Genomic DNA, 22,272 nt, shown 5'->3' with positions numbered 1-22,272 from the left:
CTAGCTGTTATGACCCTTATTACTGCACCCACAACTTCCGCTACCGGCAAAGACATCAAAGTCCGGTTTTGCCCATCCCCAACTGGCACACCGCACGTTGGGCTGGTCCGCACCGCACTGTTCAATTGGGCCTATGCCCGCCGAGTCGGGGGCAAGTTTGTGTTCCGTATCGAGGACACTGATGCGGCGAGAGACTCAGAAGACAGTTACCACCAGATTATTGATGCCTTGCGCTGGCTGGGCATGGATTGGGACGAAGGAGTTGAGGTCGGAGGACCTAATGAGCCTTACCGCCAATCGCAGCGCGGCGAGATTTACCTCGAGGTCGTTGAGAAGCTAAAAGCCTCCGGACACATTTACGAGTCATTTCTCTCTGCCGAGGAGATCGAAGCACGCAATATCGCCGCCGGACGAGCGGTTCAGCTCGGTTACGACAACTCCGAGCGCGAGCTCTCAGAGGACCAGCGGCAGCAGTATCTGGCCGAAGGCCGCCAACCCGCTCTCCGCCTGAGAGTGCCGGACCAGGACATTAGCTTTGTGGACCTGGTGCGCGGCGAAATCACCTTCCCGGCCGGATCATTCCCGGATTTCGTTGTCGTTAGACCAGGTGGTCAGCCGCTGTACACGCTGGTGAACCCGGTCGACGATGCCCTGATGGGAATTACCCACGTGCTGCGCGGTGAGGATCTGCTCTCCTCCACTCCCCGCCAGATTGCGCTTTACAACGCCATGTATGAGGCGGGAATCGCCAGCTTCATTCCGAGATTTGGACACCTGCCCTTTGTGATGGGCGAGGGCAACAAGAAGCTTTCGAAGCGCAACCCGGAGAGCAACCTATTTTTGCACCGGGACCGTGGCTTCATCCCGGAGGGGCTGCTGAATTACCTTGCTTTGCTCGGCTGGTCAATCGCTGCTGACCGCGACATTTTCTCTCTCGAGGAGCTGTGCCAGAACTTTGACGTTGAGAACGTAAATCCGAATCCAGCTCGCTTCGATCAGAAAAAAGCTGATGCCATCAACGCCGCTCACATTCGGCTTTTGAAACCCGATGACTTCGCCGCCCGAATTCTGCCCTACCTGCAGTCTGCCGGGGTGCTGCCAGCAGAGGTTTCCGATGCCGACCAGACACTGCTGAACCAGCTCGCACCGTTGATCCAGGAGCGAATCACAGTGCTTTCTGAGGCCAGCGGCATGCTCGGATTTATGTTCGTGAATGATGCTGAATTGCAGTTTGATCTGGACGCCCTTGAGCAGTTGCCCGAGAACAGCTCTGCCATCATCCAGGCCGCTCACTCGGCACTCGAGAGCCTTGCCCAGTGGCAAACCGAAGCTATCCAGCAGGCCCTGAACCAGGCTCTGGTTGAAGACTTGGGTGAAAAACCAAGGAATGCCTTTGGTCCGGTTCGAACCGCGATTTCGGGCCGCAGGGTAACCCCGCCGCTGTTTGAGTGCATGGAGCTCTTGGGTAAAGAAAGAAGCCTGAAGCGACTAGAGGCTTTTCTCAAGGCCCACTAAGATAGAGCCTCGGACCTCGGTCCTCCCATTGGGATATGGTGTAATTGGCAACACGAAGGTTTCTGGTTCCTTTGTTCTTGGTTCGAGTCCAGGTATCCCAGCAACTTAGATCCGGAGGCGTAAATGCTTGAAGCATTCGCCTCCGGATTTTTAGTTTTTGCCTTTTTCGCCAGCGCTTTGTTTCAGTTGGCCATACTCTTCGGTGCACCGCTAGGTGAGTATGCCTTCGGAGGGCAAAATGCAGGCGTGCTCCCTTTGAGGTATCGGATTGCCAGCGCGGTATCCACCCTGGTTCTCCTGGGAATTTCAGGCCACTACGTTGGCCAATTGGGATGGCTACCAAAGCTATTGGACACAGAGCTAAACACCTGGGTGAACTGGTTCCTGGTTGGTTTTAGCGCGCTTTCTGCGCTCATGAACAACATCTCGCGCAGCTCCAAGGAGCGAAAACTCTGGGGCCCGGTCACCTTGGCCATGCTGGCCGCCTCGGTTGTAGTTGCGCTCTAAGCCTTTGTGCTTTGACCCGGGGTTAGATACTCGAACTCGCCCCCGTGCTTTTCCACGAATTCCCTGATGCGATTATTTTGCAGGGCATGACCTGCCTCACTCAGCAGGGCGTTGTGGGTGGGAAACGCACGTTTGGGTTTTTGAATCTCCAAAAAGTCAATCAAGTCACCCACTTTTAGCCAGGGGGCTGAGCTGGGGCAGGCTAAAACCTCCACTGGGTAATCACAAACGGTGTAGCTATCTCCGGGGTAGTAGAGCGTCGAGTTGACCAAAACTCCCACGTTTTGAACCAGGGGGATGCTGCGATGAATCTCCTGATGTAGATCACCAAAGAAATCCAGCTGAAAGTTGCCGACCTCGTGGTGATCCCCGTGGTGAACAGCGGTGACTGCCAACCCCTCGAACTTCGCCCTGACCTCGGCGGTGCCAAAAAGCTGGGCATTTGGGAAAAGGTCTGCGATTTGCCGCGCGTGTGGCAAAAAGCTGTGGTCATCGTGCAGGTGGGTGTAGACCACCCCGACAACTTCTTTCAGCTCTGGAAGGACCTCGCTGTAGAGCCCTGGATCAACCAGGAGTGTTTGCCCATTTTGGGAAAGCACCAAAAATGCGTGCTCATGTTTGCGAATTTCCATGTCCTAAGCCTAGAAGAAGGTCCTAAGTTTGTATGAAATTAGGAAAGGTCCTGACTTGAAGCCCATCGGAGTGCTCGTTAACCCCAAAGCCAATCGAGGCAGGGGAGCTGATGTCGGCAGGGAGGTCTTTGAATCCCTTCGAGCCAAAGGGCTTAGAGTTTTGGACTTGTCAGCTGGCTCCGCAGCCGAGGCAAAATCCAAAGCCCAAGGCCTGATCGATAATCAAGAGCTTTCCGCTGTTGTTGCAGTGGGTGGCGATGGCACTGCCCAGCTCGGGGTGAACATCTGCGTTCCCAACCAGCTGCCCCTTGGTTTGGTGCCTGCAGGCAGTGGAAATGATCAGGCTAGAGAGCTAAACATTGAGCTGGGCAACCCGCAGGCCGCGGTGGACAACATAGTTGTGGGCCTGGAAAACCCAAGGCGGGTGGATGTAATGCGGGTTCGAAATGCCGACCGGGATTTCTGGTCGCTGGGCTCCATCTCCGCTGGTTTTGATGCGATTTGCGCCAAGCGGGCTAACTCATTGAAATGGCCCAAGGGTCCAAACAGCTATAAGGCGGCGCTTTTTCTGGAACTGCCAAGTTTCAAGCCCATTGAGTATCAACTCGAAGCTGACGGCGTTAAGCGCTCTGTCAGGGCGATGCTCTGCGGCGTTGCCAATGTAAAGAACTTTGGCGGCGGAATGAGGATTTCACCGCAGTCTGACATCACCGACGGCGAGCTGGAGGTGTTCATTCTCCATGAGGTTTCAAGGGCGAAACTGCTGCAGATTTTCCCCAAGGTTTATTCCGGTGAACACCTGAGGTACCCAGAGGTTGAGATATTCAAAGCCAAGTCCATCTCAATCTCCAACGCCGGCTTCCCAATGACCTGCGATGGTGAACTGACAGGCGCTGCTCCCTTCAGTGTTGAAGTTCATCCGCTGGCCCTGGCGATGCTCAGCGCATAGATTGCCAAAGCCAGCGATTTGTGGCAGACTTCACGGGTTGCTTTTCGGCTCCATCGTTTAGCGGCCTAGGACGCTGCCCTCTCACGGCAGTAGCGCGGGTTCAAATCCCGCTGGAGTCACGAATTCCGCTCCCGATCGACCATAAGTCTTGGGAGCGGATTTCTTATTTAACCTGCCAGCGCCTTGAGAAGCTGGTTGCGATGACAATAAAAATCACCGGAGCCAAGGCAGCCGCATTGAGCCCACCGAAGCTGAACCAGAGCAGAATGCTTCCGGAAACCGCGCCTCCAAATGCACCCGATAGGTTCATGAGTGAGTCACTGAAACCCTGGACCTTGGTCTTTTCCGCGGTTCCTAATACTTGAGTCAGCAGCGCAGAGGCTGCAACGGTGGAGGCAGACCAGCCCAGTCCGAGCAGAAACAGCCCGCCCATCACCAGCCAGTAGTCTTCTTGTCCTAACCCAGCCAGCAAAAGCGAGCCAAAGTAGATCAGCTGTCCTGCGACGATGACTCGAACCGGCCCCAAGCGGTCGGTGAGGACTCCGAACACTGGCGCAAATGCATACATGCCTGCAACATGGAGCGAGATGGTTAGACCAACCTCTGCCAGGGAATGTCCGTGTGAATCAAGGTGCGCGGGGGTCATGCTCATTACCGCAACCATCACCATGTGGCTCAGTGCGATAGTCAGCACCGCGTAGCCTGCCAGTGGATTCGCGCGAATTACCTCTAGAGCGGCCCTAACCCCGGGGTTCTTGCGCCTATCGGGGAGACCGGCAATTTCCTTTGCGATTAGCAGTGGGTCTGGTCTTAGACCAAACCAGAACACCAGCGTGGACGAAAGCTGGGCCAAAATCGTGAACAGGAACGGGCCACCCAGGTGAGGTAGGCCAAGTGCTAAGCCGATTGTCTCTCCCGGGGCAATCAGGTTAGGTCCAATGACTGCTCCCAGGGTCGTTGCCCAAACAACCAGTGACAGATCCCTGCCGCGTGGGCCGGAGACTGGAATGTCAGCGGCTGCAAATCTTGCCTGGAGCGAGACCGCGCTTGCGGCACCCAGCAGAAACAGGGCCAAGATTTCAACGGGAAATGATCGCATCGCTGCAGCCAGAATCATTCCGCTGGCACCTGCAATGGCCAGCGATGCTCCAAATGCGAGGGCGATCCGGCGCCCCTTTCGGTAGGCGAGGTTAGCCAACGGTATAGCGCTAATCGCGCTTCCCAGGGTGCTAATTGTCGCGGCTGCGCCGGACCATGCCGGGGTTCCAGAGAGTTCTACCGCCATCAGGGCGCCGACGGATAGCGTGGCGCCGAGTCCAAAACCTCCCAGGGCTTGGCCGGTTGCGAGGACTCTCACCGTTCGCTTCTGGATCTGCTGGAGCTGGGCTGGTTGGTATTGAGACACCTTCCTAATCTAGCGCTTGGGCTAAACTTCTTACCTACGCGTTCGCGAGGTGATTGATGACTGACAAGCCACTGACTCTGGCCGAAAAGCTCTGGAGAGACCACTTGGTCCTCAAGGGTGAAAATGGTGCTCCAGATTTGCTCTACATTGACCTCCACCTGATCCACGAGGTGACCAGCCCTCAGGCCTTTGACGGACTCAGGCTCGCCGGTCGCGACATCAGGCGCAAAGACCTCACAATTGCAACGGAGGATCACAACACTCCAACCGTTGACATCCACCTGCCAATTGCGGATCCCACCTCAAGGACTCAGGTTCAGGCCCTGCGCGATAACACAGCTGAGTTTGGCGTTCGCATTCATTCTCTCGGAGATAAAAACCAGGGCATCGTCCACGTAGTTGGACCTCAGTTGGGCTTGACCATGCCCGGAATGACCATAGTTTGTGGCGACTCTCACACCTCAACCCACGGTGCCTTCGGGTCACTGGCGATGGGTATCGGAACCAGTGAGGTTGAGCACGTGCTCGCCACTCAAACGCTTCCGCTGCAACCTTTCAAGACCATGGCCATCAACGTTGAGGGAACCCTTCGTCCCGGCGTGAGTGCCAAAGACATCATCCTTGCCGTCATCGCCAAGATCTCAACCGGCGGCGGCCAGGGCTACGTCTTGGAATACCGCGGCAGCGCAATTCGCTCCCTCTCAATGGAGGGCCGCATGACAATTTGCAACATGTCGATTGAAGCCGGTGCGCGAGCGGGCCTAGTTGCACCTGATGAGATCACCTTTGAATACCTAAAGGGCCGGCCACACGCTCCAGAAGGTGAAGACTGGGACGCAGCCCTGGAGTATTGGCGGACCCTAACCACCGATGAGGGTGCGGTATTTGATGCCGAGGTCACCATCGACGCTGACAACCTAGACCCCTTTGTCACCTGGGGCACCAACCCCGGCCAGGGCGTTTCACTCCTGGACAGTGTTCCCAACCCGGAGGAAATTTCTGATCCGAATGAGCGCGCTGCAGCTGAGCGAGCGCTGGAATACATGGACCTAGCCCCAGGAACTCCGATGAAAGAGATTTCGGTCAACACCGTGTTCTTGGGTTCTTGCACAAACGCGCGTATTGAAGACCTTCGGGCTGCCGCAGCAATTATCAAGGGCAAGAAAAAGGCCGATGGGGTCAGGATGATGGTGGTCCCCGGCTCTCAGAAGGTTCGCCTCCAGGCCGAGCAGGAGGGCTTGGATAAGGTCTTCAAGGACTTTGGTGCCGAGTGGCGGTTCGCAGGTTGCTCAATGTGTCTCGGAATGAATCCCGACCAGCTGGCCCCCGGTGAAAGAGCTGCCTCCACCTCGAACCGAAACTTTGAGGGAAGGCAGGGCAAGGGCGCTCGAACCCACCTGGTCTCGCCGCTGGTGGCAGCTGCGACAGCTGTCCGAGGAACCCTTTCAGCACCTGCCGACTTGGAGGCCTAAGTGGAGAAGATTTCAGTTTTTCAAGGCGTTGCCGCTCCGCTGAAGCGCTCCAATGTGGACACCGATCAGATCATCCCGGCGGTTTACCTAAAGCGCATCACCAAGACCGGTTTTGAGGATGGGCTGTTTGCAAACTGGCGCGCGCAGGATCCAGATTTTGTTCTAAATCAACCGATCTACCAAAATGCCCAGGTGCTAATAGCCGGGCCAGATTTTGGCACCGGATCTTCCCGTGAGCACGCCGTCTGGGCGCTGCGAGACTTCGGTTTCAAAGCGGTCTTTAGCTCCAAGTTCGCAGACATCTTCCGCGGTAATTCTGGCAAGCAGGGCCTGGTGACAGGGGTGATTACCGAGGCTGACACCGAGCGAATCTGGGCTGAGATGGATGCTAATCCGGGCATTGAGGCCAAGGTTGACCTGCCGAACCAGCTCCTTACGGTCGGTGCGGTGAGCGTTAATTTTGAGATTGACGAATACACTAAGTGGCGTCTCATGGAGGGGCTGGATGACATTGGCATCACGCTCCAGAATGAGGCCGCAATTGCCCAGTTTGAGGCAAAGCGAGAGTCTTGGAGACCCAAAACTCTTCCTGCTAAAGGAGTCTGATTGAGCCAGATCACCATCAACGGCGGCAAGCCACTTCAGGGGCGAGTTGACCTAAAAGGTGCCAAGAATCTGGTGACAAAAGCCATGGTTGCGGCGCTTTTGGGGGATAGCCCATCAGTTCTAAAAGACGTGCCGCACATCTCAGATGTCGAGGTGGTCTCCAGGCTGCTTCAGCTGCACGGGGTGACCATTGAGCACGATCCGGTTTCGGGAGACATGAAGCTCGATTCCTCCAACGTCGAGCAGGCTCGCATGGTTGACATCGATGCTCACGCTGGCAGTTCGAGAATCCCAATTCTTTTTTGTGGCCCCCTCCTGCACCGTTTGGGTGAGGCCTTCATTCCCGGTTTGGGAGGCTGTGAGATTGGCGACCGGCCGGTTGATTTTCACTTTGATGTTCTCAGAAGCTTCGGTGCGGTAATTGAAAAACTTCCAACCGGAACCCGCCTAAGTGCTCCCGAGGGGCTAAAGGGCGCCAAGATCTCGCTGCCCTACCCATCGGTCGGCGCGACTGAGCAGGTACTACTCTCTGCAACCACGGCAAGCGGCTTAACCGAGCTATCCGGGGCAGCAATTGAGCCGGAAATTATCGACCTGATTTCTATTCTCCAGAAAATGGGTGCCATCATTTCGGTTGATACCGATCGGGTGATCCGCATCGAGGGTGTCAAATCTCTCAAGGGCTTTACTCACCAGGCACTATTTGATCGCAATGAGGCAGCCAGCTGGGCAGCTGCCGCACTCGCCACCGGTGGAGACATTTTTGTTGGTGGCGCTCGCCAGGTTGAGATGATGACTTTCCTGAATGTCTTCCGCAAGGTTGGTGGGCAGTTTGACATTCAAGAGGACGGCATTCGCTTCTTCCACCCGGGCACCGAACTTCAACCAGTGGTGATTGAAACCGATGTTCACCCTGGTTTTATGACCGACTGGCAGCAGCCCCTGGTGGTTGCCATGACCCAGGCGCAGGGACTTTCAATCGTCCACGAAACCGTTTACGAAAACCGATTTGGTTTCACCGATGCGCTCAAGCAAATGGGTGCTCAGATTCAGATTTACCGAGAGTGCCTGGGAGGCAACCCCTGCCGCTTTGGCCAGCGCAATTTCAATCACTCCGCCGTGATTTCGGGCCCAACTCCGCTGCGAGGAGCAGACATCCGAGTCCCGGACTTGCGCGGTGGTTTTAGCCACGTGGTCGCTGCACTGGCGGCCGAGGGAACCTCAAACGTCACCAACGTGCAGCTGATCTCACGTGGCTACGAACGTTTTATCGACAAGTTGGGCGCACTGGGCGCCGACTTTAGGTTTGAGGCTTAGTCTTCGTGGCTGAGGCAAAGCTGCCCAAAGTCCCCAAGCGGGAAAATAGCCTGATCTTCTTTTTGGTTGCCGCCATTCTGGCACCGCTGATTCGCCTGATGTTCCGAATTAAAACGGAAGGGATCGAGAATCTCCCCAAGGGTGGTTACATCTTGGTCGCCAACCACGTGAACTATCTAGACCCGCTGGCCTTTGCCTACTCGGTCTACATTCACATGAAGCGCACCCCGCACTACCTGGCCAAAGAGCCCCTGTTTCGAATCCCAGTGATCGGCGCCCTGCTTCCCAAAGTCGGTCAGATTCCCGTTTATCGCGGGGGTAAGTCGAACGAGCAGCCACTTCGGGCTGCGGTTGAATTTCTAAAGGCTGGCCAGGTCGTGGTGGTTTTCCCTGAGGGAACTCTGACTAGAGATCCCAACCAGTGGCCGATGCGCGGCAAGTCCGGTGCCATCAGGTTGGCAATCGAACTGGGCCTTCCAATCGTCCCAGCTGGGCACTGGGGAATTGAAAAAATTCTTGGAACCTACTCGAAGCGGTTCCGCCCCAATCCTTTCCACGTGGTCAGGGTCAAAATTGGGCAACCGATGTTCTTTGAACACCTGAGAAAAGACGGCATTTCAGCCACCGAGATGAACCAGGCAACCGACCAGGTGATGAAGCGAATTGCAGGATTGGTGGGGGAGATTAGAGGAGAAACCCCTCCCGAAGAACTCTGGGATCCAGCCAAGCAGGGCCAAAGTGAGATTGGCAACTTTAGGAAAGAAAATTGAGCCGCGTAGTAGTTATGGGTGCAGGTTCCTGGGGAACCACAATTGCCAAGGTTATTGCTGACGGCGGTTGCGACGTCATGCTGTACTCGCGCCGAGAGGAAGTTGCTCAGGAAATCAACGAATCTCACCGCAACGGCGATTACCTACCTGGCATTCAGCTTCCCCCGGGCCTTTTTGCTACCTCTGACGTTGCGACTGCCCTGCAGGGCGCAGAGCAGATTTATCTGGCGGTTCCGGCACAGACCCTGAGGGAAAACCTTGAGGTTTGGCGGGAGTTCATCCCAAAGGGAGCCACGCTGGTGAGCCTCATCAAGGGCTTGGAGCAGGGTTCAGGATTGCGGATGAGTCAGGTAATGGTTGAAGCCACCGGTCTTCCCATCGAGCAGATGGCGGTGGTTTCCGGCCCAAACCTGGCTCTAGAGATTGCCAAGGGGGAACCGGCTGCTTCAGTTTGTGCCTGCCCGGATGTAGAGCGAGCGAACGAGGTTGCCCGCACCTGCTCAAGCGACTACTTCACTGTCTTTACCAATCACGACCTCATCGGCACCGAACTGGGCGGTGTCTTGAAGAACCTGATTGCGGTCGCAATTGGAATCGTGAACGGCCTTGGTTACGGCCAAAACACCAAGGCTTCGATCATGACCAGGGGACTTGCAGAAATCACAAAGTTTGCAGTGGCTCACGGGGCAAGGCGTCGCACACTGTTTGGGTTGGCTGGCCTGGGTGACCTGATTGCAACCAGTGAATCTTCGCTCTCCAGAAATTTCCGCGCTGGTGAAATGCTCGGTCGCGGCTACACCAAAAAAGAGGTGCTAAAGCGCCTGCTGCAAACTGCCGAAGGTCTCAGTTCGGTCGCACCGGTGCTAAAGATTGCAGCGGAAAAGGGCATTGAGATGCCAATCGTCACTCAGGTGAGCGATGTGATTGAGGGCCGCATGCGTGCCGGTGACTTTGGTAGGCAGCTCAACTTGGCAGATGACGTTGAGGTCGAGTCATGATCAGGGTCGCACTTATTTTCGGAGGAGAGTCATCCGAGCACTCGGTCTCCTGCATCACAGCCCTGGGGGTCGCCGGCGCAATTGACTCAGCTCGCTACGAGGTGATTCCAATTGGCATCACCAAGACCGGGCAGTGGACCCTCTGCGACATTGATAAAACTTGGACCCTCGCTTCGAACCCCGAAGTGCTGTTGAGTGACGAGGTTCGTCCATCAATCGGCGGGGGAAACTGGGTCACTGCCTCTGGCAGGGACTTGGGGAAGATCGACATCGCCTTTCCAGTGCTGCACGGCCCCAATGGCGAAGACGGATCTGTGCAGGGGCTCCTGCAGCTTTGCCACGTCCCCTACGTTGGTAACGGCGTGCTCGCCTCTGCTGTAGCCATGGAGAAGTCCAAGGCCAAGGCGCTGTTTAGCCAGGCCGGACTCAGCGTCGCAAAGGGTCTGGTTGTCGGCGAACTTGATTTCAAACGAGACGCTGCAGACTTCCTTGCGCGCTGCCATGCCGGACTCGAGCTGCCGCTATTTGTAAAACCCTCGCGCTCTGGCTCCTCAGTTGGTGTGAGCAAGGTTCACAGCTTTGAGGCCCTTGGGGCGGCCATTGAAGCCGCGTTCCAGCACGACAATACAGTTTTGGTTGAACAGTGCATCGTTGGCCGCGAGGTTGAGTGTGCGGTTCTGGAACTTGAATCCGGTGCGCTGGAGGTCTCCCTTGCCGGTGAAATTGTGGTTCGGGGCAGGGAGTTCTACGACTACGAGGCTAAGTATCTCGGCGGGGGTGCCGACCTGCTGGTTCCAACCTCGCTGAGCGACTCCGAGTTGACGCAAATGCATGAGCTGGCAAAACGAGCCTTCCGAGCACTTGGTTGCTCGGGCCTTGCACGCACCGATTTCTTCCTCACGAGCGATGGCTTTGTCATCACCGAGGTGAACACGATGCCAGGCTTCACACCGATCTCAATGTATCCATCACTCTGGCAGGCCACCGGCCTTAGCTATCCGAAGCTCGTCGATGAGTTGATTCGGACTGGATTGCGGCAGGGAACTACCCCTCGCTAACCACTAATTTCGGTGCAGCGTTTTGTTGCCGGCAGTTTTGAGACGGCTGAAGCCAGCGCCTCAAGGGCCGACACTCCGCTGGTGAGGGTTGAGTCAACAATGACCTCGACCGCGGGAGTCCTGGCAAAAGTGATGAACCGGTAGTTTGGCGCCGTGGAGTCATCCACCAACCAGTCCACATCCCCGGCACTCACGCAGGGGAGAGTGGATGCCTCAACCGGCTCTAGGCCGCAGCGGAGCAAAATAGCACTCGGATCTCCCCAGGCCGAGGTGGCTTGGGCGTTGGTTTCGCGCTGTCCAAGCTCTGAAATTTCACTTGGCGTGCGGACCATCACCTCCGCGCAGCCGGGATCGTTCGCATATTCGGCGGGCTCAAGGTTCACGGTTGCTGCGCAGCCGGTGAGAACAGGGATAAGGGCTAAAAGCAGGATTTTTCGCATTGAATACAGGCTAGCGTTGGAGAGTGGAAAATTTCGATGACACAGTCTTCGCCTTGGGCGAAGTTGAAGCCCTAAAGCGTGCAGTTGCAATTTTTAAGACAGTCCCCTCAACCCTGGTTGGATCGGGAGACGATGCCGCTGTCGTTGCGCTCAATGACCATCGAATGGTGGTAACCACTGACACCATGGTGGAGAACCACGATTTCAGAACTGATTTTTCCACTGGATTTGACCTTGGGTTTAAGGCGGTTGCCAGCAACCTCGCCGATTTGGCTGCCATGGGGGCGACACCAGTGGCTCTGACGGTTGCCATGGTGGTAACCAAGACCACGACCCAGATGTGGCTCGAGGACTTTGCGCGCGGTCTGCAGGCTGGATTAGATCAGCTTGCTCCAACCGCTGAGATAGTCGGCGGTGATTTGGCATCCGGTGAGCAAATTGTCATTGCCGTTGCCGCACACGGTCAGCTCGGTGATCGCCAGCCGGTGCTGCGCTCAGGGGCCAAGTCCGGCGACATCGTGGCCGTCGCGGGGACGCTGGGCAGGGCCGCATGTGGGTTGGACCTTTTGCTGCACAAAGACCAAAGCTTGGCCAAGGCCTATGACGAGTGGGTTGCGGTTCAGCTGCGACCCAACCCACCGATCCAGCTGGGAGTCGAAGCCGGAGCCTTGGCAACCGCAATGCTGGACGTCTCGGACTCGTTGGCCCTGGACGTCAATCGACTGGCTAAAGCCTCGGGTGTGACGATTGAACTTTCAACTGGAAAACTCTCGGGTTACGCAGCGGTGCTAGAACTCGCCGCCCAGTCCATGACATCGAGGGATGGCATGGAGAGAGACCCGATGGATTGGGTGCTATTCGGCGGTGAAGACCACTCGCTACTGGCAACTTTCCCTGAATCGGCTGCGCTGCCAAGGGGGTTCAAGGCGATCGGCAAGGTAGTCGGAGAGAGCGCCGGTCTCGTACTTCTGGACGGCCAAGAACTGAGCCCCAAAGGCTGGGATTCGGTAAGTTCCTAGGCGTGGAGCTCGCTGTTCAGCTCTACCCCGACACCCTCGCGAGCTAGTGCTTCGACGCTGCCGTTTTGGCTGTTTCTTCTAAAGAGCATTCCGGGCAGTCCGCTGAGCTCAATGGCCTTTACAACCTGAGTGCGGCCGTCGTGGTGCAGAGTCACCTTGGTTCCTGCAGTGACATAGAGGCCAGCTTCGACGATCGAATCGTCCCCAATTGAGATTCCAATACCGGAATTGGCGCCTAGCAGGGCTCTCTTTCCGATGGTGATCTTTTCTTTTCCGCCGCCCGAAAGGGTTCCCATAATTGATGCCCCACCACCGATGTCGGATCCATCGCCAACCACAACTCCCTGCGAGATGCGACCCTCAACCATGGATGAACCGAGGGTTCCGGCATTGAAATTAACAAAACCCTCGTGCATCACGGTGGTGCCGGGGGATAGGTGTGCACCTAGTCGAACTCGATTACCATCCGCAATTCGAACTTTCTTGGGAACCACGTAGTCAATCAAACGGGGGAACTTGTCTAGCGAGTGAGCCACGACTCCGTGGTTTCTCAAAGTGATTGTGCGCTTTTCAAATTCTTCGAGACTCATCACGCCTCGGTTGGTAAACGCCACGATGGGCAGGTTGGGGATTAGGCCCTCGAGGTTGATGGAATTTGGCTGCACCAGCAGGTGAGAGAGCAGTTGAAGTCGCAGGTAAGCATCCTGGGTGGAGGAAACCGGAAGCGAGAGGTCAATTTCACATCGGAGCACTTCGGTCCGCACGTTTCGAATCTCGTCGACACCGGCCAGCTCATCCAGGTGTCTGGGAGAGAACCACTGCAAGTCTGACTTGGGAGCCTCGCCCACCTGAGGCTCCGGATACCAAACGTCTAGCACGCTTCCATCGTGGGAAATAGTCGCCAGTCCGTGGCCCCAAGCCTTCTGATCCAGGTATGTCTCGCTCATGAAGCCCAGAATACAGGTAGCCTTTTTGCCATGACCCTGAACACCGCCAACCTGGTTGAGCTGACCCTTGAAATCTGCAACGTTGAGTCAGTGTCAGGCTCGGAGGCAAATCTTGCAGACCAAATCGAGCGGACCCTAAAAACAGCCAGCCACCTGAGCGTCCACCGAAGCGGTAACGCAATGGTGGCAAGCACCAATCTTGGGCGTGCGAAGCGAGTTCTAATCGCAGGTCACATTGACACCGTTCCGGTAGCGGGGAATCTCCCGGCGACCCTCCACCACTTTGAGCGCGAACAGGTGATCCTGGGCCGCGGAACGGTGGATATGAAGGGTGGCGTGGCAGTGATGCTGAAACTGGCCCTCGAGCTTGAGAACCCCGTATTTGATGTCAGTTGGATCTTTTACGACAACGAAGAGGTCGCCAGCGAACTAAATGGACTTGGCCGAATGGTTCGGGAGACTCCCGAATTATTTGCAGGCGAGTTTGCCGTGCTGTGTGAGCCAACCTCCGCGATGGTTGAGGGAGGCTGCAACGGAACAATCCGCGTTGAGGTTTCAGCCAAGGGGACCAAGGCTCACTCGGCCAGGCCTTGGATGGGTGAAAACGCCATCCATAAACTAACCCCTGCGCTCCAAAGCCTCTCAAGCTACGAGCCCCAAACCGTTTCAGTTGACGGTTTGGAATATCGAGAATCGTTGAATGCAGTCTTGGCTAGCGCCGGCATCGCCACCAACGTAATCCCAGACCTAGCAACGCTGACCGTGAACTACCGCTTTGCTCCCGATAAGTCCGCTTCGGAGGCGGAGGCAATGCTCAGGGAGTTTTTCAGTGGCTACGAGGTTGTGGTTACAGATGCCGCAGAGGGCGCCAGGCCAGGATTAAACACTGAGCTTGCCCAGGCTTTCATCGCCTCCACCAAAACCGAAGTGCGGCCAAAATACGGTTGGACCGACGTAGCGCGCTTCAGCGCCCTGGGGATACCAGCGGTCAACTACGGACCTGGAGACCCTTCACTCGCTCACGCTGACAATGAGAGTGTTCCCGTGGGTCACCTTTTTGACTGCGAGCAGGGCCTGCGAGGCTGGCTAACGGGCAACTAAATTGGCTATCTGAGGCCATTTCTGGGATAATTTAGCCATTCCGCAAATTCCCTAGGAGAACTTCTCATGGCAGCAATGAAGCCTCGCACCGGTGACGGACCAATGGAGGCAGAGCGCGAACCCCGCGGCCTAATTGTGTTGCGCGTGCCTCTAGAGGGCGGCGGTCGCCTTGTGGTCTCCGTAAACGAGACCGAGGCCAAAGAGCTTCACAAGGTTCTCGAAGGCGTTATCAAGAAGTAGGCCTCAGGCCTTGGCCACCATAAGTAGGCCATCTCCAATCAGCGACACAGAGGCAATAAAGCCGTCGCCATCCCCAAAGTTTCGAAGCGAAGCCCTCAGGGCTGAAGTTTCATCGTCTCGAAGAGTGGGGTTTGGCACCCGGTCTCGCCACAGGGCATGGGCAAGCAGCAGCGTGCCACCAGGTTTGAGCAGGCTCACGGCGGTTGGTAGTAATTCTTCGAGGTCTAGCGGGTCAATGTCCAGGAATACCAAATCGTAGGCACCATCCGCCATGTTTCCCATGACAGCCTTAGCCTTCCCCGTGATCACTCGGATGCGGGCGGCTGGAATCTCACTGGCCAGGAAGTTTTTCCGGGCCACGTTTTGATACTCGGGCTCATTGTCGATTGTGGTGAGCACTGAATCCTTTGATGCGCTCAGGAGCCAAAGGCTGGAAACTCCTGCTCCGGTTCCGGCCTCAACGATGTTTTTAGCCTTGGAGATAGCCGCAAGAAGCGCCAATTGATTTCCGGTTGCCTGGGTCACCGACTCGACCCCCAACTGTTCGGCGTGGTGTCGGGCCGCGGCGATGTGTTGCGGTTCGACGACGTAGTCCTCGGCGAATTTCCAGCTTGAAATTTTGTCAATCATGATGGCTAAAGCTTAGGTAGGAAAGCGTCAATAGCGCCGTATTCATGGGGGTAAACTCTAGGCATGTTTGGTCTCAGCGCTGAAAAAATCTTGCTTCTCGCGCTGCTTGCCGTCTTGATTATCGGCCCCGAGCGACTTCCCGGCTACTCAAAAGCCCTTGCCGAGTGGATCAAGAAGATGCGTCGCATGGTCGACAATGCTCAAACCCAAATGAAGTCCGAGCTTGGAGACGGGTTTGAGGATCTGGATTGGAAAAAGCTAGATCCAAGGCAGTATGACCCCAGAAGAATCGTTCGCGAGGCGCTACGCGAGCCACTGCGTCAGCCAAACGCCGCCGAAAAACTCAACCGGCCTAAAGTTCAAACGCCACTGGAAATTGGTGAGAGTGCCCCGTTTGACCCCGAGTCGACCTAAACCCGCTTGGTGAGCTGAGTCATCAGCGGAGCCATCCGCTGGTATTCCTTTGCCCTGGTTGGAAGTCCAATTGGCAGTTTGTTTGCCACACCAATTGTTCGCTTCTCGGTGAAGCGAAGTAGACCGTCTGGACCAGATCTTCTGCCCATGCCCGATTGCTTCATACCGCCCATGGGGGCAGCCATTGATGCCATGGAAGCCCGGTAACCCTCGTTGATGTTGACTGATCCCGCCATCAACTTGGATGCGACTCCGAGAGCCGTTTTGGTGTCGCCAACTACCGAAGCGTTTAGCCCAAACTCCGTGTCGTTTGCCTTCTCGATGGCTTCGTCGAGCGAGTCGTAACCGACCAGGGCAATCACTGGCCCAAAGATTTCGCGGGTCAGGATTTCGGCATCGTCCTTGAGGTCGGTGAGCACGGTCGGAGCGTAAAAGTTCGGCCCTAGCTCAGGCAGTGGCTTGCCGCCGGTCACGACCCTGGCGCCATCGCTCACCGCACGTTGCACAAATCCGCTGACGCGATCGAGTTGGCTGGAAGAAGTAAGCGACCCCATGTCAAAGTCAAATCGGTTCGACACCCCAAGCTTCATCGACTCAACCGCCTGCTTCAGGTGCCGGGCAAATTCCTCTAGGGCAAAGTTTGGAAGATAGATTCGTTCAATCGAAACGCAAAGTTGGCCGGCATTACTGAACGCCGAACCGATGGCAATCTCCGCACTCTTTTTCAGGTCAGCCGACGGCAGCACAATCATCGGGTTCTTGCCACCGAGTTCGAGGCTGTAGCCAATTAGGCGCTTGGCTGCCCGCTCGGCCACCAAACGGCCAGTGGGTGTTGAACCTGTGAAGGCAACGTAGTCGACATTGTCGGTTATGGCATTACCCACCTCGGAGGGATTGCCCTGCACCACCTGCCAGCTCTCAGCCGGGAAACCTGCCTCTACAGCCAAATCACGAGCGAAGGCAACGGTTTTAGCGGTTTGGTTGTCTGCCTTCTGAACCACGGCGTTGCCGGCCATCAGTGCTGGAATGACATCCATCATGGTCAGTGCCAGCGGGTAGTTCCAAGGGGTGATAATTCCAACGACGCCAATTGGCGCGGGTTCTAGGTAGGCGGAGAGTAGCAGCGGCACTGATGCCGCAATTCGCTTTCGTCGCATCAGTTTGGGAGTCATTCTGGCGTAGTAGCTGATAGCTCCGAGGGCTCCGGCAATCTCTTCAAATGCGTGGGAGCGGGACTTGCCGGTCTCTGCCTGCAGGATATCCATCATCTGCTCTTGCCGTTTAGCCAAAAGTGCGGCAAGCCGCTTAGCCATTAGGGCTCGGTCCCGAGGAGTTTTTTGCGACCAGAACCGCTGTGCTTTGCGGCCTCTGGCTACCGCTTCAACAACCTCTTCGGCCGAGAAGGACTTCAACTCGTGGAGTTTTTTACCGGTCAGCGGGCTGATTACTTCAATTACGCTCATACTTCAATCTAACGAGGTTTCAGCCCTAAAGATTTCCCCGCCAGGCCAATTGGAGTGCTGGCAAGCTGCTCTGCAACCTTCAAAATGCGCTGCGAAATTTCATTTTCAGGGCTTGAAACCACCAGTGGGATTCCCGCATCGGCACCGATTCTCAGTTCCGGACTAATTGGAAGGGTGGCTATGACCCTGACCTCGGATCCACTGAGTTCACTCAGTCGACTGGCGACAGCAGCACCCCCGCCGGAGCCAAAGATTTCTAGTTTTTGACCCTGGGTCTCCAGGTAAGCCATGTTCTCGATCACCCCGAGGATCTGCTGTCCGGTCTGAAGTCCAATGGCTCCGCTGCGCTGCGCAACCGTTGCGGCAGCTGCCTGTGGGGTAGTGATCACGATGGACTGAGCTTTAGGAATTAGCTGCCCGAGGCTGATTGCCACGTCCCCGGTGCCAGGCGGTAAGTCAACCAAGAGGTAGTCCAAATCGCCCCAGTACACATCGGTTAGAAATTGCTCAATGGCTCGGTGAAGCATCGGACCTCGCCAGCCGATGGGTTGATTGTCCCTAACAAAAAACCCGATGGACATGACTCGGACGTCAAACGCAATCGGGGGCAGGATTAGTTCATCGACCTTGGTGGGGTTCTCGGTAATGCCAAACTGACCAGGAATTGAATAGCCAAAGATGTCGGCATCAATCAACCCAACCTTCTTGCCCAGAATGGCGAGGGAGGCGGCCAAGTTTGCGGTGATGGTGCTTTTTCCAACCCCGCCTTTGCCGCTGCCTACAAAAATCACTCGGGTGAAGTTGTCCTCCTGCACGAAGGGATTGAACCTTGGCGGCTTGCCATTGCGGAGTTTGGCTTTGAGCTCTTCGCGCTGTGAAGCGGACATGGTTGACATCTCAAGTTGATAGTCGACAAATTTTGTGGCCAGGGCTGCTCTAACATCCCGCTCAATCTTTTGGGCGGCGGGGCAACCGGCAATCGTCAGCAGGATTCTTACCGAGCAGTTTGATTCTGATTCCGAAATCAGCTCCACCATGCCCAGGTCCGTTATGGGGGCCCGAAGCTCGGGATCAATCACCTGAGCCAGGGCGGCGAGTGCTTGGCTCATTTGGTTTTTTTGTCGTTGAGCTCTTCGAGCATTTCCTTCATCATTTCGCGCAGCTCATCCCGCACGAAATCCTTGGTGGCAACCTCTTCCAGGGCCAGTCGCAACGCAACGACTTCCCGTGCCAGGTACTCGGTATCGGCTAGGTTGCGCTCTGATCGCTGGCGGTCCTGCTCAAACTTCACTCGGTCGCGGTCATCCTGTCGGTTCTGCGCGAGCAGAATCAGCGGCGCAGCGTATGAGGCCTGCAGCGAGAGGATTAGGGTCAACAGCGTGAAGTTCAAAGCCCGGGGGTCGAACTGTGACTCAACCGGGGCCAGCGTGTTCCAGGTGAGCCAGAGCGCGACCAGCACAGTCATAAAAATCAGGAAGCCACCGGTTCCCATGGCTCTCGCGAACCGCTCTGAGATGCGACCAACGGCCTCTTGGTTCAGAGTTGGTAGGCGAAACAGCCTTCGGTTTGATACCGGTGTTTCTAGTTCGGAGAGGTTACGAGCCATGGCTAGTCTTCCTCGCTTCGCCAGTCTTCAGGAAGCAGGTGGTCTAGCACGTCATCCACGGTCACAGCCCCTAGAAGTCGCTGATCCTGATCCACCACCGGCAGAGCAACCAGGTCGTAGGTAGCGAGGTCACGGTGAATCTGGCCGATCTTGGTGTGAGGGTTAATTGGTTCCTGCTCGGAGTCCAGCAGTGAGCTCAGGCGCTCGTGCGGTGGGTAGCGCAGCATTTTCTGGAAGTGAACCACACCTAAGTACTTGCCGGTTGGAGTCTCATAGGGCGGCAAAGTAACAAAAACCTGGGCTGCCAAAACCGGTTCCACTTCCTTGCGGCGAATTAGCGCCATGGCCTCGGCCACGGTGGTGTCTGCCGAACAGATGATTGGCTCCGGGGTCATCATTCCACCCGCGGTGTAAGGCTCATACTTCAGAAGCTGCCTGATATCCTCAGCCTCTTCCTGGTCCATCAAATCCAAGAGGACTTCGGTTCGCTCAGCCGAGAGGTTAGCCATCAGGTCGGCGGCATCATCCGGACCCATCAGGTCCAAAACCTCTGCGGCTCGCTCATCCTCAAGCTCGTTAATAATCTCCAGCTGCTCTTCCTCGGGCAGCTCCTCGAGCAAATCCGCAAGGCGCTCGTCATCCAGTTCTTCCGCGAGAGCGATCATTCGATCTTCGGGCAGATCCAGCACCGCAGTTGCTAGGTCGGCTGGACGCAGGTCAGCCACAGAGTCAAGGAGCTGCTGAGCATCCTGCTCGGCTGGGTGCTCCTGGTTCTCAACCACGTCCTGCCACATCACAAACTGGGTTGGGCCCTTGGCAAACGGCAGCGCAGAACTCTTGGCCTTGCGCACAAATAGTTCAGTGAGCGTCCATTCGCCGCGCTTGTTCTTCTCGATCGCAAAGTCTTCGATGGTGGCATCCCCGGTGCCATCGTGAAGCGTAACTCGCCGTCCCAAAATTTCGGCGATTGCCCTGACCTCTTGACCGCGCTGGGAAAACCTTCTGAGGTCAATAAAGCCGTTGGTGATGAGCTGACCGGGGGCGATTGCGGTGACTCGAGTGACGGGCAAGAACACCCTTCGGCGCCCTGAGATCTCGATGATGAATCCGGTAGCCCTCGGGGGTTGGGTCTTGCGATAGGCCATCAGCACATCGATGACTTTTCCTACGCGATCACCCAGGGGGTCAAATACGCCGCAGCCCGCCAATCTGGCCACGAATACCCTGGTTGCGCTCATAGAGATAACCTTATTGCCCCAATCGAGAGTTCTGGCAAAATGCACTCATGAGCGACCGCAAAATCTCTACCAGAATTAGGCCCGCAGGACCCAGCGTCCCAAAGGGCCACTCGCTAGGCGATTTCCCTAACTACCAGGACGCCACCGCCCTGGTCGACAAGCTGATCGCCGGAGAGCTCCCGCCGGGGAGCATCAGCATCATCGGTCACGATCCAGTGCTGGTTGAGCGAGTCCGCTCTCGCCTTGGTTACGGAAAGGTCGCGCTTTCGGGATTGATCACGGGGTTCTGGATGGGCTTGATCTTTGCCCTGCTCATTGGCGCTGGAATCGAGGTAAACCCAGAGGGTGGCATCACCTACCTACCCCAGCAGTTCTTCTCCGTGCTGGTGGTCGCAGGAGGATTGGGGATGCTGTTCCAGGTGATTCGCTTCTCGGCTTCCAAGACCAAACGAAGCTTCATTTCCAGCCAAATGCCGGTTGCTACTCGCTACGAGGTTGTAGTCCCAGAGGCTCAGGCCATTCAAGCGAGGAAGATTCTGGGAATCAGTCACTCAGCCGAGTAGCTCCTGGGCGAACCATTTTTCTATTCCATCGGTAGTTCTGGGCAGTCCAGCGGAAAGATTCTCCACGCCATGCTCGGTGACCAGCACGTCGTCCTCGATTCTCACTCCGATGCCTCGGAATCGCTCCGGAGCACTCAGGTCACCCTCGTGAATGTAGAGCCCCGGTTCAATGGTGAAAACCATGCCCGGCTCCAAGATGCCGTCCTGATAAAGCTCGCGCTTTGCCTGCGCGCAGTCGTGGACATCCATACCCAGGTGGTGGCTGGTGCCGTGCACCATGAAGCGCCTGTGCTGCTGGTTCTCCGGCTTCAAAGCCTCCTCGGCCGAAACCTGGATAAGGCCCAGCTCGGCAGCCTTCTTGGCAATCACCTCAATGGCAGCATTGTGAATGTCGCGGAATCTAACTCCGGGTTTGGCAATGGCAAATGCGGCATCGGCAGCTTCTAAAACTGCGTCATAAATCAGTTTCTGCTCGGGTGAGAATTTTCCGTTTACCGGAATGGTTCTTGTGACATCCGCGGTGTAGAGCGAATCAAGCTCGACTCCGGCATCAACCAAAATTAGGTCGCCTTCCACCACTTCACCATCGTTCCTGGTCCAGTGCAGGGTGCAGGCGTTCTTTCCCGCTGCGGCGATGGTCTCATAGCCGAGGTCGTACCCCTCATGTCTGGCCCGGGCGAAAAACGCAGTCTCCACAATTCGCTCGCCGCGCTTTTTCCGACTTGCCTGCGGAAGGGCTCTGGCAACATCCCCAAAGCCCCTGATGGTCACATTTACAGCCTCTCTCAGCTGGGCAATTTCGTATTCGTCTTTCACAAATCTCATGGTTGAAAGTGCTTCGAGCAGGGCCTCAGACTTCAGCGTTATCTTCCGCTCAAGTTTTTTCAGATCATCGCGCAGCTTGGAAATGTCCCGAGTTTGAATTCCGAGCTGGGTCGAGACCTCCTCTAGCGTTGGTCTAGGTCCGACCCAAAATTCGCCAATCATGGGGTTGGCGAAAAATTCATCGCTGGATTTATCTGCAGTCGGCATCAAATACAGTGTGTGCTTCGGAGTCTTTTTGCTGGCATCAATCACGAGCACTGAACCCGGCACAGTGGACGAGCCCCAGCCGGTTAGGTGGGCAAAGCCAGAGTGCGGACGATACCGATATTCGGTGTCATTCGAGCGAGTCTTAGGCTCCCCGGCCTCGATGACCAGCACCTCGCCCTTGAACTGCTTAGCAAGCTGATTACGGCGGGTGAGTGCGTAATCGGCAACCTCCCAGCGCTGCAGGTTTGCCGGAGCAGACTCTTGCCAGTTAGCGGCGATGAATTTCAAGAAGCTCTCCGAGTGCGGAGTGCGAGATCGGTTGGTTGGCTGGTTCTTTTTTCCCATGGCAC

At 56.3% G+C, this 22,272-nt stretch carries 24 protein-coding genes and 2 tRNA genes; 16 read left to right on the top strand and 10 right to left on the bottom strand.

Translation table 11 applies throughout. From position 1 onward, the window contains the following. Positions 1 to 9: 9 nt before the first annotated feature. From gltX to HRU87_RS05130, 3 genes are all read left to right on the top strand, one after another. Positions 10 to 1,515 carry a glutamate--tRNA ligase gene (gltX, locus tag HRU87_RS05140; RefSeq protein ID WP_173493856.1) on the top strand — a complete coding sequence of 502 codons (1,506 nt, stop codon included), beginning with the start codon at positions 10 to 12 and terminating at the stop codon, positions 1,513 to 1,515. 29 nt (positions 1,516 to 1,544) lie between these two features. Next, positions 1,545 to 1,616 (top strand) — tRNA-Gln (locus HRU87_RS05135). A 22-nt stretch (positions 1,617 to 1,638) separates the two neighbouring features. Continuing rightward, positions 1,639 to 2,022, top strand: coding sequence for a hypothetical protein (locus HRU87_RS05130; protein WP_173493855.1), 384 nt, complete (start codon positions 1,639 to 1,641; stop codon positions 2,020 to 2,022). On the opposite strand, the gene HRU87_RS05125 is transcribed toward HRU87_RS05130, so the two are convergent. Then, positions 2,019 to 2,654 (bottom strand): MBL fold metallo-hydrolase, encoded by a 636-nt coding sequence (locus HRU87_RS05125; protein ID WP_173493854.1) that lies wholly within the window; start codon positions 2,652 to 2,654, stop codon positions 2,019 to 2,021. The genes HRU87_RS05130 and HRU87_RS05125 overlap by 4 nt on opposite strands. Positions 2,655 to 2,709: 55 nt before the next feature. Between HRU87_RS05125 and HRU87_RS05120 the strand changes: the two genes are divergently transcribed. Both HRU87_RS05120 and HRU87_RS05115 read left to right on the top strand, forming a co-directional pair. Beyond that, positions 2,710 to 3,603, top strand: a complete 894-nt coding sequence (locus tag HRU87_RS05120; protein WP_173493853.1) for a diacylglycerol/lipid kinase family protein — start codon at positions 2,710 to 2,712, stop codon at positions 3,601 to 3,603. A gap of 46 nt (positions 3,604 to 3,649) precedes the next feature. Beyond that, positions 3,650 to 3,722 (top strand) — tRNA-Glu (locus tag HRU87_RS05115). A 44-nt stretch (positions 3,723 to 3,766) separates the two neighbouring features. Here the strand turns inward: HRU87_RS05115 and HRU87_RS05110 are convergent. Continuing rightward, a complete protein-coding gene (locus HRU87_RS05110) occupies positions 3,767 to 5,008 on the bottom strand; it encodes an MFS transporter (protein ID WP_246247212.1) in 1,242 nt (413 codons plus the stop codon). 56 nt (positions 5,009 to 5,064) lie between these two features. Between HRU87_RS05110 and leuC the strand changes: the two genes are divergently transcribed. Genes leuC through HRU87_RS05080 form a run of 6 tightly spaced genes read left to right on the top strand, consistent with a single transcriptional unit; the run spans position 5,065 to position 11,229 of the window. Continuing rightward, complete coding sequence (gene leuC / locus HRU87_RS05105) at positions 5,065 to 6,480, top strand: 3-isopropylmalate dehydratase large subunit (RefSeq protein WP_173493852.1); 1,416 nt, start codon at positions 5,065 to 5,067, stop codon at positions 6,478 to 6,480. After that, the gene (gene leuD / locus HRU87_RS05100; protein ID WP_173493851.1) at positions 6,481 to 7,086 is read left to right on the top strand and encodes a 3-isopropylmalate dehydratase small subunit; all 606 of its coding nucleotides are present in this window, start codon (positions 6,481 to 6,483) and stop codon (positions 7,084 to 7,086) included. Beyond that, a complete protein-coding gene (murA, locus tag HRU87_RS05095; RefSeq protein ID WP_173493850.1) occupies positions 7,087 to 8,403 on the top strand; it encodes a UDP-N-acetylglucosamine 1-carboxyvinyltransferase in 1,317 nt (438 codons plus the stop codon). It abuts the gene before it with no gap. A gap of 5 nt (positions 8,404 to 8,408) precedes the next feature. Continuing rightward, positions 8,409 to 9,173, top strand: coding sequence for a lysophospholipid acyltransferase family protein (locus HRU87_RS05090; RefSeq protein ID WP_173493849.1), 765 nt, complete (start codon positions 8,409 to 8,411; stop codon positions 9,171 to 9,173). Further along, positions 9,170 to 10,171, top strand: a complete 1,002-nt coding sequence (locus tag HRU87_RS05085) for an NAD(P)H-dependent glycerol-3-phosphate dehydrogenase (RefSeq protein ID WP_246247210.1) — start codon at positions 9,170 to 9,172, stop codon at positions 10,169 to 10,171. Before HRU87_RS05090 ends, HRU87_RS05085 begins: the two co-directional genes overlap by 4 nt. Continuing rightward, the gene (locus tag HRU87_RS05080; RefSeq protein WP_173493848.1) at positions 10,168 to 11,229 is read left to right on the top strand and encodes a D-alanine--D-alanine ligase family protein; all 1,062 of its coding nucleotides are present in this window, start codon (positions 10,168 to 10,170) and stop codon (positions 11,227 to 11,229) included. The genes HRU87_RS05085 and HRU87_RS05080 overlap by 4 nt, the downstream gene beginning before the upstream one ends. Here the strand turns inward: HRU87_RS05080 and HRU87_RS05075 are convergent. After that, positions 11,226 to 11,669, bottom strand: coding sequence for a DUF3515 family protein (locus tag HRU87_RS05075; protein WP_173493847.1), 444 nt, complete (start codon positions 11,667 to 11,669; stop codon positions 11,226 to 11,228). The genes HRU87_RS05080 and HRU87_RS05075 overlap by 4 nt on opposite strands. Positions 11,670 to 11,692: 23 nt before the next feature. Between HRU87_RS05075 and thiL the strand changes: the two genes are divergently transcribed. After that, the gene (thiL, locus tag HRU87_RS05070; protein ID WP_173493846.1) at positions 11,693 to 12,688 is read left to right on the top strand and encodes a thiamine-phosphate kinase; all 996 of its coding nucleotides are present in this window, start codon (positions 11,693 to 11,695) and stop codon (positions 12,686 to 12,688) included. On the opposite strand, the gene dapD is transcribed toward thiL, so the two are convergent. After that, the gene (gene dapD, locus HRU87_RS05065; RefSeq protein ID WP_173493845.1) at positions 12,685 to 13,635 is read right to left on the bottom strand and encodes a 2,3,4,5-tetrahydropyridine-2,6-dicarboxylate N-succinyltransferase; all 951 of its coding nucleotides are present in this window, start codon (positions 13,633 to 13,635) and stop codon (positions 12,685 to 12,687) included. The two genes, thiL and dapD, sit on opposite strands and share 4 nt — an antisense overlap. 30 nt (positions 13,636 to 13,665) lie before the next feature. Here dapD and dapE point away from each other — a divergent pair, with 30 nt between their 5' ends. Both dapE and HRU87_RS05055 read left to right on the top strand, forming a co-directional pair. Continuing rightward, entirely contained in the window at positions 13,666 to 14,736 is a 1,071-nt protein-coding gene (dapE, locus tag HRU87_RS05060; RefSeq protein WP_173493844.1) for a succinyl-diaminopimelate desuccinylase, read from the top strand. 66 nt (positions 14,737 to 14,802) lie between these two features. After that, a complete protein-coding gene (locus HRU87_RS05055) occupies positions 14,803 to 14,976 on the top strand; it encodes a DUF3117 domain-containing protein (protein ID WP_173493843.1) in 174 nt (57 codons plus the stop codon). Positions 14,977 to 14,979: 3 nt separating this feature from the next. Here HRU87_RS05055 and HRU87_RS05050 read toward each other — a convergent pair whose 3' ends face one another. Beyond that, the gene (locus tag HRU87_RS05050) at positions 14,980 to 15,606 is read right to left on the bottom strand and encodes an O-methyltransferase (RefSeq protein ID WP_173493842.1); all 627 of its coding nucleotides are present in this window, start codon (positions 15,604 to 15,606) and stop codon (positions 14,980 to 14,982) included. Between the two features lie 63 nt (positions 15,607 to 15,669). Here HRU87_RS05050 and HRU87_RS05045 point away from each other — a divergent pair, with 63 nt between their 5' ends. After that, positions 15,670 to 16,020, top strand: a complete 351-nt coding sequence (locus HRU87_RS05045; RefSeq protein ID WP_173493841.1) for a twin-arginine translocase TatA/TatE family subunit — start codon at positions 15,670 to 15,672, stop codon at positions 16,018 to 16,020. On the opposite strand, the gene HRU87_RS05040 is transcribed toward HRU87_RS05045, so the two are convergent. From HRU87_RS05040 to HRU87_RS05025, 4 genes are read right to left on the bottom strand one after another with little or no spacing between them, the layout of a single operon-like run. Beyond that, on the bottom strand, positions 16,017 to 17,483 hold the full coding sequence (locus HRU87_RS05040) for a succinic semialdehyde dehydrogenase (protein ID WP_173493840.1): 1,467 nt from the start codon (positions 17,481 to 17,483) through the stop codon (positions 16,017 to 16,019). The genes HRU87_RS05045 and HRU87_RS05040 overlap by 4 nt on opposite strands. 8 nt (positions 17,484 to 17,491) lie before the next feature. Then, positions 17,492 to 18,592 (bottom strand): Mrp/NBP35 family ATP-binding protein, encoded by a 1,101-nt coding sequence (locus HRU87_RS05035; RefSeq protein ID WP_173493839.1) that lies wholly within the window; start codon positions 18,590 to 18,592, stop codon positions 17,492 to 17,494. Continuing rightward, positions 18,589 to 19,089, bottom strand: a complete 501-nt coding sequence (locus HRU87_RS05030) for a DUF1003 domain-containing protein (RefSeq protein ID WP_173493838.1) — start codon at positions 19,087 to 19,089, stop codon at positions 18,589 to 18,591. Before HRU87_RS05030 ends, HRU87_RS05035 begins: the two co-directional genes overlap by 4 nt. A 2-nt stretch (positions 19,090 to 19,091) precedes the next feature. Next, positions 19,092 to 20,327 carry a magnesium transporter MgtE N-terminal domain-containing protein gene (locus tag HRU87_RS05025; protein WP_173493837.1) on the bottom strand — a complete coding sequence of 412 codons (1,236 nt, stop codon included), beginning with the start codon at positions 20,325 to 20,327 and terminating at the stop codon, positions 19,092 to 19,094. A gap of 47 nt (positions 20,328 to 20,374) precedes the next feature. Between HRU87_RS05025 and HRU87_RS05020 the strand changes: the two genes are divergently transcribed. Then, complete coding sequence (locus tag HRU87_RS05020; protein WP_173493836.1) at positions 20,375 to 20,890, top strand: YflT domain-containing protein; 516 nt, start codon at positions 20,375 to 20,377, stop codon at positions 20,888 to 20,890. Here HRU87_RS05020 and HRU87_RS05015 read toward each other — a convergent pair. Continuing rightward, the gene (locus tag HRU87_RS05015) at positions 20,879 to 22,267 is read right to left on the bottom strand and encodes an aminopeptidase P family protein (protein ID WP_173493835.1); all 1,389 of its coding nucleotides are present in this window, start codon (positions 22,265 to 22,267) and stop codon (positions 20,879 to 20,881) included. The two genes, HRU87_RS05020 and HRU87_RS05015, sit on opposite strands and share 12 nt — an antisense overlap. Positions 22,268 to 22,272 lie beyond the last annotated feature (5 nt).

It is taken from the genome of Aquiluna borgnonia (assembly GCF_013283855.1).
Lineage (GTDB): Bacteria > Actinomycetota > Actinomycetes > Actinomycetales > Microbacteriaceae > Aquiluna > Aquiluna borgnonia.
This window is presented reverse-complemented; position numbering and strand designations above follow the sequence as displayed.